Consider the following 13241-nt stretch of genomic DNA (forward strand, 5'->3'; position numbering starts at 1 on the left):
GACGACCAGTACGGGCAATATAAAATGCTTCTTTCAAAATACGCCCTAGCTCTTTACGATCACGAACGGTAACAGCATATTTACAGATATTGCGCACAATACCAACCGTATCCACCTCTTGGAATGCGTCATTACCCATGAGGCCCAAGTCTACTTGACCTGTAATACAAACAAGGGGAACACTATCAGCGTATGCTGTAGCAATACCTGTCACAAGGTTTGTAGCACCTGGTCCAGAGGTTACCATGCACACCCCAACTTTACCTGTACTGCGAGCATAACCATCTGCTGCATGAGCCAATGCTTGCTCATGACGTGGCAAAATTACTTTTACCTTATCTTGTTTATATAATTCATCCATGATATCGATGGTTGCTGCCCCAGGATAGTTGAATAGTATATCTACCTGCTCCTCTTGAAGGGCCTTCACCACATATGCTGCGCCTGAAATCATAGGTGCCTCCTTAACTATGTAAAAAATGCATATCGCATTCTCAATATTCTCATTCGATATATCTAAAAAATTGAATATCTTATATAGATGTGTTATACTCAGTAGTGTACCACATGTTGTGGTACATGAGTATGTAATAAATCTCAAATTATAGAAATATATATTAATTTTGTCTGGAAAGGACTGTAAAACCATGAAAGAAATCTTAGGTTTCCACTTAAACGGTTGCCCTTATTGTGCAAATGCATTCCGTGCTATCGATGAACTTGTTGCAGAAAACCCTGCATATGCAGACATTCATATCAACTGGGTTGAAGATCAAGACGCTCATGAGCTCTTCAAAACTCACCCTTATGAGTACTATCCAAACTTATGGTTCGACCTCGACAAACAATATGAGGCTCAACCTGGTGAAAGCTATGACCAAACAAAAGCATTAATCAAAGCTGTATTGGACAAAGCAATCGCATAAGATTATTACATGAAAACGTGATAAATCCATTAAGAAAGAGGCTAGCAAATGCTAGCCTCTTTTTTTGTCTTTCCATTCAAGATACATATGTCTAATAACTTGGATTGGCGATACCAGTAACATCCTTGGTCCACCATAACGCATAATTTCACGGATTTTTTCACGATAATTAGGTGCATAGCAATGGGTTTTACATACACTACAGAATGTTTTACTTTCCATATGCGGACATGCATCAATGCGATGCTCCGCATATTCCCAAACCTTTTCGCAATCCTCACATAACTGCCCCTTAGGAGTATGGTGTTTATTATGACAATAGATGCCAATGATTTGGTACATAGTTTTTAGTTCTAACTTACGTTTTTCATCAACTGTCATACTACCCTCCTATTTCACAGACCATGATACCCAAGCCACTTTATCAACCGTTTTATTATGAATTTCTCCATTAATGGCTAATGGTTCAATGAGATTTCTAATTTCTACTTTCATATCTTCTATATCGCCCCATGTATTATTATGAAGTCGCATAGCAAAGTAATTAAACGCTTTATCAAGGCTCATAACCTCTGTTTCAGGCACTGTTTTATAGGTTACTTTTACATTATGCCCTATTTCATGGATAACATCTAAACATGCTTTCATCTTACCATCCCAAGGGAATGAATCGCGACCAAAGAAATGTTCAGATAACATATCTACCGTTTCATCACTGCGTTCACTAAAAGCGATCCACAAGCATTTGTCCTTACTTGATTTATGCATGGCGCGAATGTTTTCTACATCAAACATGATAGGGCAAAAAATACTATATGTTAAATCAAAGGTTTTATCCCATTTTAGTTCACGGCGAGTTTCATCAGACCACGGTGCAATATACAAGCTAAGATCTAAACCTTCTGCCTCTGCTAATTGTTTAGCACCACGAATCATACCATCAGATAAATCTATACCTGTTGCCTTATGGCCTTCACGAGCCAATCCTAATGCATAGTCACATACACCACAGCCAATATCAAGGGTACAACCGCCTTTAGGGGGCAAAAGATTTTCATCCTTCAAGAAGGATAAAAACTCTGAAACCTGCGCCTTACGATCGTCCCGATTGTGCATTTCTACAAAGTAATTAGATCGATTATTCCACGCATCTTGCTCATTACGCCAAGTTTCGTCGACGGTGAGTTCTTGTATTCTATTTGTCATTCTATCTCCTCTATATCACTACATCAAAACTATGCAATGATACAATTTAGTACTTTATTAATCTTAATTAGATAATCTATATATTATTCATCATGTCCTATATGCCTAGTGTTCCCGCTAGGATGTTCAGATTTTTACAAGGACAATCTTATTGTACATCATTCTCAAAATAAAATGTGTTACTCAAATCACATTTACATGTTATTTCAATACTATCAAATACAAAATCCTATGTGGAGCTTTTAGCTGTACCACATCCCCTATGTATCACCATATAAAACACCTCCACTCATTGGCGTGGAGGTTTTCTAAATCATTTATATCAACAATATGCTCATTACTTCGTAGCTGTTCAGATCCAGTAATGAAAGCTTCACGTAGAGCCTAATTTCTTCTCTAATAATTTTCTTGTTTCCCTCTTGAGTAAAGGCTTTTTAATAATGAAAAATACGGCAATGGTGGGAATCGACATAACAGCCAAAAGAGGTAGAATAATTTGTGCATGTATTTCCATTCGTTTCTCTCCTATTACTAGAGTTAATATAGCTGTTTCATATATTATTTATTATAATAAAGAAAAGGAGGCTTTGAAAGTATGGGAAAATATATGATAATCCTTATGTTTCTATTGATCGCTATTGCTGTAGTCTTTGCTACTTATAACTTATCTATAATTAGATCTATGCCTCCTGAAGAGCGTTATAAACTTCTTTACTTTAAGGATGATCAAGTCTCTATAGGCATTGGCTTAGTAAGAAGAACATTTAAATTAAGCGATATTCGTGAGGTACGTTTTTCTAAAGGAAAACAATTCCGCAGTATGGGCAGCTGGGCCGGCAGAATGCAAATTTGCAAACTAAATGGTAAAACAAGCCGTTGGATAGAATTTGATGGTACTGTCTATTACAAAAAGATGGTATATATAACTAATGAAGAAATCATTGATAAATCAATAGACTTACTGATGAATGAATTTCAAGCACGAGGAATTCGTTGTACTAAATATAGATGCTAACATATAATTTTCTGAACTATACATCAACCTAAAAAATAAAGGCACATAAAAAGGCTTCTCGAAATTTCGAGAAGCCTTTTATTTGGTGCGCCTAGCAGGATTCGAACCTGCGCACCCGGTTCCGGAGACCGGCGCTCTATCCCCTGAGCTATAGGCGCATGAATACCTAAAAATTATACCATATTACGTTATGGTTCGATAGTATAAAGTATATACAAGCACTAGGTGCGTCTAGAGTAATCAAACATTTGTGACAAATACTTATGCCTTTTGATTCATAAAGTACTCTGTTATAACTTGGTTTGGTGATTTAAAGTTTAAGACTTTTTGTGCAATGTTATTATATCTATTAGCATATCGACTATGTGCTTTTAGAAAACTCTCCATACTATTAAACTTACGAGAATAAAATCTCTCACTATCAATTCGATGACTGCGCTCTACCTTTCCATTCTGCCACGGAGAAAATGGTCTTGTCGTTTTATGCTCTATTTCTAATCTTTTTAATACAATATCAAATAAACACTCTCGATCTTTTACTCCATAGTTTGTAAATTCACGACCATTATCTGTTTGTATTGTATGAATAGGAAATCCCATTTTGGCTTCTAAATTTAATAAGAACCGACTTGTATTAGTAACACTTTTTTCATCTATAATTTTTAGAATTCTCTTTCTAGAAAACTCATCAATAGCTGTAAGTTGATAGTAAGATTTTCCTTGTGTTGAAAAGGCTAAACTCTCGCGAGGTACGTATTTTATATCAATCTGAACCTTTTCTCCTGGATATGTTACTAGATCTGGTTTCCACTTGCTTTTTGGAACAGATTTAACAACCTTTTTCTCTTTAATGTGACACCTTATTTGTCGGCACATAGAGCCATATGAGCGTTTATAACCACGCTTTTTTGCCTCAACATATACTTGAGACAGCCCTTCATGTTTAAACTTAGAATGCATACGCTTGATAAGTGCTAGTTCTTCCTCAGTGTGTTGATTAGGATGAGAATGTGGTTTACGACTATACAATCGAAGTGAATCGATAGTCCCGTCGAAACGCTTCACCCAACGTTGTACTTGTTGTCTACTAGTATGATAACGGCGTGCAGCTTCAGCATTATTTCCATACTTTATAGCATATTCACATACTCGTTTACGAAATCTTAATTCTTCAGTTATAATAGAATGCATGAGAAGGAACTCCTTTTGTTGTAATGTTTGGATTAAGCAACTTCATTATAACAGAGTTCCTTCTCATTTTTTATTCACTTGTCACAAATGTATTATACTCTTACAAAAGTATATACAAGCACTAGGTGCGTATCGAAAAGCCCCTAATATTAAGTTGTCCGTCAACTAATATTAGGGGTTACGTTTATTACATATTAGCTTTAATTAGTTCTAGTAAAGCATCACAGCTACGACTGACATCATCATAGGTTTCGTCAAAGTTTCCCGTATACCAAGGATCCTTTACATCACGGCTGTGACCAACAAAGGACATGGCCTTGTACACCTTGGAGTCTACATCATCGCCAATAATACGTTTTAAATTACGTGCGTTATTTTCATCCATGATAATAAGGTAATCAAAATTATGATAGTCATCAACGGTCACTTGACGAGCCTTGCGACGAGTGTAAGGAATACCCATTTCATCTAGCTTTTGCTTAGTCCCATAATGAGTATCGTTGCCTATCTCCTCACGAGATATGGCGGCAGATTCAACATAAATAGAATCGCTAAGTCCAGCTTTCGCAACGATATGCTTCATATAAAATTCTGCCATCGTTGAACGACAAATATTACCATGACAAATGAATAAAATTTTAACCATCATAACTCCTATAGTACCTCACCAAGGGCTAAGGTATTAACGTACAAAGTTCGTAGATACTTTTTTCTCTTTATCTGTATCTGGATATGGCACACCTTGCTCCTTAGCTACAGCAAAGCTACGCATCATCCAAACCATATTTCTCGCCAAGTTGCGCATGGTTTGCATACCTTCTTCATCTTGCTTAGCATCGTCGGATACTAGACCATGGCTAATATTCCAATATGTAGAGCCTGCAATTGGCATTTGAGAAATACCAAAGTATTTATTGAGTACATCAAAGGATGCAGTTGTACCGCCGCGACGAGCTACGGCAATAGATGCACCGGGTTTAAAGGCAAATGGATTTGGCTTTACGCTTTCTGCACTATAGAATACGCGATCTAAGAAGGATAAAATACGTCCACTCGGATGTGCGTAGTATACAGGTGTTGCAAAGATAAAACCATCTGCATCTTTCGCTTTTTCTATGAAGGCATTTACATCATCATCCTTGAATACACATTCACCATGTTCAGAACAATAGCCGCATTGAATACAATCACGGATAGGTTTATTGCCTAGCTGAATGACCTCTGTATCTACATTGGCTTCACTAAATACCTTTTGCACCTCTTGTATAGCTTGCATTGTTGTGCCATTTACATGGCTACTACCATTTACGATTAGAACTTTCATATTATATCCTCCTAACTCTTACTTAAGAAGTTACATATTAACTAGCCTTTATATACTATCACAGAAATACAAAATTGTTAAAGTCTGTCCATCACAGCAAGCCAGTTAATATTTGCCTATTTGCCGATAAAGAATAATTCACATAGACACTTTTATATAAAAAACTCTGTAGCACCTTACCCACAAGCAACTACAGAGTTTTTATCTATTTAATTAAAAGTTATGTCTAACGCCTGCATCGATACGCCATGTATTATCTATGGTAGCACCAAAGTTTTTAGTGAATGTACCATATAGATATGTGCTAGGACGAACACTCCAAGAACCGCCGATTTCCGCATCAAACCAAGTATCCTTCAAATCCACAGTTGTTTGTACTGTTGGATTCCCAGGTGCAGAGTATGTAGTATTCAATTTACCAGAGAATTCATGAGCTAGTGCTAGTTTTGCAAAGATATTAGATTTTTCTGTTTCTTTACCAATACCAATGCCAAGTCTACCTACGGCAGAGTTGACCGCATCAGATTTAACATGCATGGATCCACTGCCTGCAATAGCCGCATCATAGGATACACCATTTAAATGACCTAGAATAAATTCTACACTAGGGTCGATATAGAAACCATTTTGTTTTTTAATGCGTTTGCCATATTCAGCACTCAAGGATGTACCAAATATATGGTAGTTACCATTCAAACGTTGACCACTAATTGAGTTAAGGCTATAGTCGTTGGATAATCTATTACCACGAGCGATGATATCTATATACCGACCATCATCATGTTGCTTTGTACCATATAAGGCTATACCGCCAAGCTTACCGTCGCCACTGCCGTTGGCATAAGAGTTACTAGATGTACTGTAATCTAGGGCACCGCCGAAAATCCAGCCATTGGAGGCTTTATGATCATATCCAATTTGTACGCCATTGTACGTCATATGTGCATCAGCACCATCTGTAATCTTAGATTTACCACCTATATATTTAGCCCATACTCCTTTATCTGTATTAGCTAGACGAAGATCACCTAAACGACGTTGTAAATCATTAGTATTATTTTTCCACGCCATAACTGTTGAAGTAAGGGCAGATTTTGTGCCACCTACGAGCGACGATTCACTAGCACGAACAACTTTTGTTGTATCATCTACAACGAGATGACCTTGAGAATCAAAATGATCTGCCCCTAGGTCTGCAACAGCACCAGGTGTAGTAACGCCTTCATTAATTTGAACTGTTGTGCTAAGTTTCTTATCATTGCCTGTGTATTGTAATTTCTTAGCTAATGCTTGAATATCCTTTTTGTAGCTTGCATCGTCGATGGTATTACCGGAATGGTCGCCTAACATTGTAATATGGCTATTATCCGCCGCATGTTCAACGATGATTTGCCCTTTTCCTGTATCACTAGCCGGCATACCAGATTTATAAATAGCATTCACATAACCGCTATAGTTCTGAATTGTTATAGGCCGCGCATCGATAGGATGAATGTTACCTGCTGCAGTTGGGTTAACACCACCTACAAGATTGCGAACCTTACTGCCCTTGTATAGGTACGCTGCATTATCCCCTGATGGACGTTCTTTTTTAGGTGTAGGGCGCTCTATACCAATCCACTCATTATTCCAAGTAGCACCATTTTGTAGATAAATATCTGCACCAGAATTATGAGGGTTTTTATTGCTTTCAGCATATTCATTCAAAACAGCACCGGTAAGGCTAGAGTTAGGTGTTGTGAAAGCTAGTGCTATATTAGTTGGTTCTACATTGTGATTTGGATCTCGGCCATAATCCTTGTTGATAAGGCCCACATTACCAACAGCAACTAAGTCATGAGTGCCTGGATGTTTGCCATCAGCGCCTGCATTAACATATACATCCCCTTCTTCTGCTACTACAGAATAGGTATCAGATGTTTCTACAGGATGAGTGATAATCTTACCGCCTCCATCAACAAGGATATGGCCTCGTTGATTGACTTGTAAACCAGAGCCGATAGCATCGATATCCACATTACCTTTTACATGAATATTAGTATCACCATAGTCTCGATCAGGGTTATCTTTACTTAGACGTGGCACCTTCCCACCGTAACCAGCATAAACAGCACTCATATAATAATGACCTAATTCTCGCTTCGATGCTGGTGCATCATTCTTTAATCGTACAATAAGGTCTTTATCTACCGTTAGTTGTGAACCAAATCCATTATAAATACCTGTAACATTCTTACTTTTACCAGCCTCTGTTAAACTTTTACCATGTACATTAACTGTTAATGTATCCTCTATATGTTTAACCTCAGGTTGCGTTTGTACTGGTGAGCCCATTGTTAAACCGAGCAGCTCCTCTGCTTTATCGCTAGAAGCATTAATTTCTGTGGCCATTGCAGAATAAGATATACCTGTTAATACTAGTGCAGTCATCACGGCTGATACATGACGTCTAATCTTCATAATTCTCTCCTTCTTATATCATGCTTATAATACTCTCACTAAATCACATAAAATTTATAACACCTAAAAAGCACAAAAAGACCCCCTTAGTCCAACTAAGGAGGTCTTCTATTAACTCACACACTCGGTAAGTACTAAAATTACTAATTATTATTCTTCAGGAGAAATAAGGAAGGACAATGCACTAAAGTATTTATTTTGTTCCCCTTTATTTTGTGTAGGGAATGCAACTTCAACACCTACTACATTTAAGCCATCTGCTGTAACAGCTACAGTAGCTTTACCATTTTCATCTGCTTTAGCTTCACCAGTTAAATCATTTACTAAATCTTTGATAAGAGGTGCATTCGCATATGGTTTACCATCTTTAAACACTTGGATTTCATATGTATCACCTTTTCTTAATGTCAATGGATTAACAGAAGGTACAATTTGAATAAATGCATTCTTATCTACAAATGGTTTTGCTTGTGCATTCCAGTAATGAACATCATATTTGATAGCATGTGTACTCTTAACCGCACCAGGAACTTCGGTGATTGGTTTATGAATTGTTTTACCATCTTTAGTCTTAGTCCAGTAGCCATAATCAAAATTAGTTACAGTTACACCAAGGTCTGCTGGTGGAATAATAGCTACATTTTTTTCATGCTTCACAACTTGTACAGGAATTTGTTTGCCTTGTACATCATATCCAGTAATATTTTTTACCATATCTGCACTATAAGCATTATCTACAGGACCCTCACCTAATACAAGTACTTTTTCATCTGTACGGTTAGCGAAGAACACACCATGTGCATCAACAGAAGAGCACACACAACCTGCAGCTAAACCTACAGCAAATAAAGAAGCTAAAATTCTCTTGTTCATAAGAACCTCCATAATCAATAACTTGTTTCAACAAACTTGATATTATTATACAGCCTTCCATACGTTTAGTATATACCAATACCCCTATAACTTAGTTAATATGCGGAGTTAGTATATACAACCATTTGTATACGAATCTAGCATTAATGATAAAATTATCATCAACTTTTCATAAGGATATAATATATAGGAATATGTTATAAAAATTTTATAATTTCGACAACAAAAACGACGCCCCCATAGGAGCGTCGTTTTATATCACTAAGGATATTATTTTTTGTTTTTAGCAGCTTTCGCACGTGCGTTACGATCAAGGATTGTTTTACGCATACGAATGCTTTCAGGTGTTACTTCAACGAGTTCGTCATCGTTAATCCACTCAAGAGCTTGTTCCAAGGAGAAGATACGAGGTGGAGTCAAGCGTACTGCTTCGTCAGAGGAGCTAGAACGCATGTTAGTAACGTGTTTTTTCTTACATGGGTTAACATCCATATCAAGTTCACGAGTGTTTTCACCAATAACTTGGCCTGCGTACACGTCTTGGTTAGGACCAACGAACAATGTACCGCGATCTTGAACAGAGTTCAAGCCATATGGAGTAGTTTCGCCATTTTCAAATGCTACCAAGGCACCGCGTGTACGGGAAGGAATTTCGCCTTTGTATGGTGCATAACCATGGAATACATGGTTCATGATACCATTACCTTTTGTAGCTGTTAAGAATTGTGCACGGAAACCGATCAAACCACGTGCAGGAATTACGAATTCCATACGAAGGTAACCAGCTAACTCAACCATGTTAGTCAATTCAGCTTTACGTTGACCAAGATTTTCCATTACAGTACCCATGAATTCTTGAGGTACGTCGATAGTCAATGCTTCTAATGGTTCGCACAATTTGTCGTTAATAGTTTTGAAAATTACGCGAGGTTTACCTACTTGTAATTCATAGCCTTCACGACGCATAGTTTCGATCAATACAGCCAAATGCAATTCGCCACGGCCAGATACTTTGAAAGCATCTGCAGAATCAGTTTCTTCTACCTTCATAGAAACGTTAGTTTCTACTTCGCGGAACAAACGATCGCGCAAGTGACGGGATGTAACGAATTCACCTTCACGGCCTGCGAATGGAGAGTTGTTTACAGAGAATACCATGGACAATGTTGGTTCGTCGATGGAGATGGATGGCAATGCTTCAGGATTTTCAGCATCTGCTACTGTTTCGCCGATATTGATATCGTCGATACCAGCGAACGCAATGATATCACCCATTTCAGCTTCGTCAGTTTCAACACGGTTCAAGCCATTGTATGTATATACACGACCGATTTTCGCTTTACGAGTGCTTTCACCAGTCATGATAGCTACTTGTTGGTTAGGTTTCATTTTACCGCGAACGATACGGCCTACTGCGATTTTACCGATGAAGTTATCGTAATCAAGTGTAGTAACCATGAATTGAAGAGGACCTTCCAAATCACCTTGTGGTGCAGGAATTTCTTCAATCAATGTTTCAAACAATGGTTCCATATTTACAGCTTCGTCATCCCAGTTAGTTTTAGCCACACCAGCACGAGCAGATGCGTATACTACAGGGAAATCTAGTTGGTCATCATCAGCTTCAAGTTCCATGAACAATTCAAGAACTTCATCTTCAACCTCTTTAACACGTTGGTCAGGACGGTCAATTTTGTTGATAACTACGATTGGTTTCAATTTTTGTTCTAAAGCTTTACGCAAAACGTATTTAGTTTGAGGCATTGGACCTTCGTAAGCATCTACGAGAAGCAATACGCCGTCAACCATGTTAAGTACACGTTCTACTTCGCCGCCGAAGTCAGCATGGCCTGGAGTATCAACGATGTTGATTTTAATGCCATCATGCATAACAGCAGTGTTTTTAGACAAAATAGTAATACCGCGTTCACGTTCCAAGTCGTTGGAGTCCATTACGCGTTCTGCTACTTTTTCATTTTCACGGAACACATGGCTTTGTTTTAATAACGCGTCCACCAAAGTAGTTTTACCATGGTCAACGTGGGCGATAATCGCTACATTTCGAAGATTTTCGCGAATCATAAGATCCTCCCTTTAATTCTTTCAGTATATTCTATATCATATAACGCTTGTGAAAGTCGCTATATAGGTATATTCCCAAAATTGGCAACACTTAATTATAACGTAGTCTATAGAAAAAAGTCAAAGAAGTACAGAATTTCTAATCATGGCAATTTCTACATTTGATTATACTTTTGAGTCATCTTAAGGCTAAATTAGCTACATAAGCATATGGTATTAAAAAAGATTTCTTATGATACCTTGCCTCAAATAAGATAAGAGGAACGTCACATAAGAAATCTTGTATTAATATTTAGTTTGTATTAGTCTTCACCAATCATACGTACTTCTGGCTCCAGATGTACACCATGTTGATCATATACGCGTTTTTGTACTTCTTTAATAAGATCAAGTACATCTTTAGCTTTAGCATTGCCAGTATTGATGACAAAGCCAGCATGTTTATGGGATACTTGCGCATCACCTACAGACAATCCCTTTAGGCCTGTTTGTTCAATCAATGTACCTGCAAAGTACCCTGGTGGACGCTTAAAGGTAGAACCGGCACTGGCAAATTCTAAAGGTTGCTTGGATTCGCGTTTTTCTGTAAGCTCATCCATACGCGCTTTGATAGCATCCTTGTCGCCTGGTTTAAGGGTCATAACAACTTCACCAATAACCTCATGGTTATCGTGGAATACGCTATGACGATATGCGAAATCTAAATGAGATGCATCATATTCCTTGATATTCCCCTCGAAATCTACAGCTAGTACTGATGTGACAACATGGCTCATTTCCCCGTCATAAGCACCTGCATTCATAAATACAGCACCGCCCAATGTTCCTGGAATACCAATGGCAAACTCAAGACCAGATAGACCATTTTCCCAGGCAAATTCAGACGCATCTTTTAACATATACCCAGAACCAATGCATAACACATTATCATTGCAATCCATGATTTGGGTCATATGACGAACCGATACAACAGCACCGCGAATACCACCGTCTTTCACCAAAATATTAGAGCCGCAACCGATAACAGTTACAGGCACACCCAATTCATGAATGGTGCGAAGCGTGAAGCTCAACTCAGCCATTGTGGTAGGTTCAATAAATAAGTCAGCAGGACCACCGATTTTAAATGTCGTATGATTGCAAAGCAACTCCTGCTCTCGTACACGTGTACTTGGTAATTCTTTTAATAAGGCAGTTTTTAATGCCTCAATGTTGTGGTTGTTGTTCGCCATGATCTAACACTTTCATCCCCTCAGTGATTGGTTCGCTAATGATTTTATAAATATCATTAGAGATTTGGCTCCAACGCATTTGTGCTTGTAAATAAGCAGCCGCTGCAGCATTTTCTTGAATTTGAGGCATCATTTCCTCTTGTTTCTTTTGCAATTCATCAGCTTCTGGTGCACCAGACAACTTTGCGTATTCCCATTGCATTTGTTGTGCCATAAATGTGCGCACCAAAGCCGCTGCTACTGCATCAGCTTTCAACGCTTCTTGGGCAGCCATCAACTCTTTGTACTCTTCGGATTCACGCATAGCGTGAGCTAAATCATGAGCTTTATCGTAGTTCATAATATCCTCCTCTAACAACACCTGTCGAAATACTACCTGTCATGTAGATTGGGTAGGATTTCTAACACATATTTATTGTATATCTCTCAATGGTGAAAGTATATTTATTTAGGTTGAATCCAATTGCCTTCGGCCTTGAGATCTGGATAATCAAGTTGGCGCATCGCTTCATAAGCTATGATAGCTACTGCATTAGATAGGTTTAAAGAACGCGCTTCATCTACCATTGGTATGCGAATGCATGTTTCTTCAACACCCTCTAATAAGCTTTCAGGCAAGCCTCTTGATTCAGGACCAAAGACGAGCATATCTCCGATTTCATAGTTTACCTCTGAGTGGGTATGCTTTGCCTTTGTAGTAGCGTAGAAATATCTGCGATCAGGATATTTTGCATACAACTCTTGAATATTTTCATGTACCTGTACATCTACCAAATGCCAATAATCGAGACCAGCTCGTTTTACGTGCTTATCGTCGATAGAAAAGCCCAGTGGTTTGATAAGATGTAGGGTCATGTGGTTAGCGGCGCACAAACGCGCTATATTTCCTGTATTGCCAGGGATTTCTGGCTCATAAAGTACTATTTCCATTT

At 38.1% G+C, this 13241-nt stretch carries 15 protein-coding genes and 1 tRNA gene; 2 read left to right on the forward strand and 14 right to left on the reverse strand.

The genetic code is table 11. The features are described from left to right. A partial coding sequence (locus Q7P05_RS05805; RefSeq protein WP_303931021.1) for a thiamine pyrophosphate-binding protein occupies positions 1-454 on the reverse strand: 454 nt, incomplete at its 3' end. A gap of 193 nt (positions 455-647) precedes the next feature. Between Q7P05_RS05805 and Q7P05_RS05810 the strand changes: the two genes are divergently transcribed. Further along, positions 648-926 (forward strand): hypothetical protein, encoded by a 279-nt coding sequence (locus Q7P05_RS05810; protein ID WP_005385785.1) that lies wholly within the window; start codon positions 648-650, stop codon positions 924-926. 51 nt (positions 927-977) lie between these two features. Here Q7P05_RS05810 and Q7P05_RS05815 read toward each other — a convergent pair whose 3' ends face one another. The 3 genes from Q7P05_RS05815 to Q7P05_RS05825 all read right to left on the reverse strand — a co-directional run bounded on the left by Q7P05_RS05815 (position 978) and on the right by Q7P05_RS05825 (position 2646). Next, a complete protein-coding gene (locus Q7P05_RS05815) occupies positions 978-1307 on the reverse strand; it encodes a nitrous oxide-stimulated promoter family protein (RefSeq protein WP_195186554.1) in 330 nt (109 codons plus the stop codon). 9 nt (positions 1308-1316) lie between these two features. Continuing rightward, positions 1317-2132: a class I SAM-dependent methyltransferase gene (locus tag Q7P05_RS05820; RefSeq protein WP_303931022.1), complete on the reverse strand. Its 816-nt coding sequence runs from the start codon at positions 2130-2132 to the stop codon at positions 1317-1319. A gap of 373 nt (positions 2133-2505) precedes the next feature. Next, positions 2506-2646, reverse strand: coding sequence for a hypothetical protein (locus Q7P05_RS05825; protein ID WP_303931023.1), 141 nt, complete (start codon positions 2644-2646; stop codon positions 2506-2508). Between the two features lie 81 nt (positions 2647-2727). Here Q7P05_RS05825 and Q7P05_RS05830 point away from each other — a divergent pair, with 81 nt between their 5' ends. Beyond that, entirely contained in the window at positions 2728-3147 is a 420-nt protein-coding gene (locus Q7P05_RS05830) for a hypothetical protein (RefSeq protein ID WP_295822896.1), read from the forward strand. 83 nt (positions 3148-3230) lie between these two features. On the opposite strand, the gene Q7P05_RS05835 is transcribed toward Q7P05_RS05830, so the two are convergent. From Q7P05_RS05835 to trmL, 10 genes are all read right to left on the reverse strand, one after another. Continuing rightward, positions 3231-3305, reverse strand: a tRNA-Arg gene (locus tag Q7P05_RS05835). Between the two features lie 103 nt (positions 3306-3408). Then, complete coding sequence (locus Q7P05_RS05840) at positions 3409-4338, reverse strand: IS481 family transposase (RefSeq protein WP_005379765.1); 930 nt, start codon at positions 4336-4338, stop codon at positions 3409-3411. Between the two features lie 187 nt (positions 4339-4525). Further along, complete coding sequence (locus Q7P05_RS05845) at positions 4526-4984, reverse strand: low molecular weight protein-tyrosine-phosphatase (RefSeq protein ID WP_303931060.1); 459 nt, start codon at positions 4982-4984, stop codon at positions 4526-4528. Positions 4985-5020: 36 nt separating this feature from the next. Continuing rightward, the gene (locus tag Q7P05_RS05850) at positions 5021-5662 is read right to left on the reverse strand and encodes a flavodoxin family protein (protein ID WP_303931025.1); all 642 of its coding nucleotides are present in this window, start codon (positions 5660-5662) and stop codon (positions 5021-5023) included. Between the two features lie 213 nt (positions 5663-5875). Next, entirely contained in the window at positions 5876-8122 is a 2247-nt protein-coding gene (locus tag Q7P05_RS05855; RefSeq protein ID WP_303931027.1) for an autotransporter outer membrane beta-barrel domain-containing protein, read from the reverse strand. A gap of 150 nt (positions 8123-8272) precedes the next feature. Further along, on the reverse strand, positions 8273-8995 hold the full coding sequence (locus Q7P05_RS05860) for a DUF4198 domain-containing protein (protein WP_303931029.1): 723 nt from the start codon (positions 8993-8995) through the stop codon (positions 8273-8275). 270 nt (positions 8996-9265) lie between these two features. Continuing rightward, on the reverse strand, positions 9266-11077 hold the full coding sequence (typA, locus tag Q7P05_RS05865) for a translational GTPase TypA (protein ID WP_005385769.1): 1812 nt from the start codon (positions 11075-11077) through the stop codon (positions 9266-9268). 302 nt (positions 11078-11379) lie between these two features. Further along, a complete protein-coding gene (murB, locus tag Q7P05_RS05870) occupies positions 11380-12309 on the reverse strand; it encodes a UDP-N-acetylmuramate dehydrogenase (RefSeq protein WP_303931031.1) in 930 nt (309 codons plus the stop codon). Beyond that, entirely contained in the window at positions 12284-12649 is a 366-nt protein-coding gene (locus tag Q7P05_RS05875) for a YlbF family regulator (RefSeq protein WP_039969028.1), read from the reverse strand. The genes murB and Q7P05_RS05875 overlap by 26 nt, the downstream gene beginning before the upstream one ends. 104 nt (positions 12650-12753) lie before the next feature. Then, a complete protein-coding gene (gene trmL / locus Q7P05_RS05880) occupies positions 12754-13239 on the reverse strand; it encodes a tRNA (uridine(34)/cytosine(34)/5-carboxymethylaminomethyluridine(34)-2'-O)-methyltransferase TrmL (RefSeq protein WP_303931033.1) in 486 nt (161 codons plus the stop codon). Positions 13240-13241: the final 2 nt, after the last annotated feature.

The sequence above is a fragment of the Veillonella dispar genome (genome assembly GCF_937975875.1).
Taxonomy (GTDB): Bacteria; Bacillota; Negativicutes; order Veillonellales; family Veillonellaceae; genus Veillonella; species Veillonella dispar_B.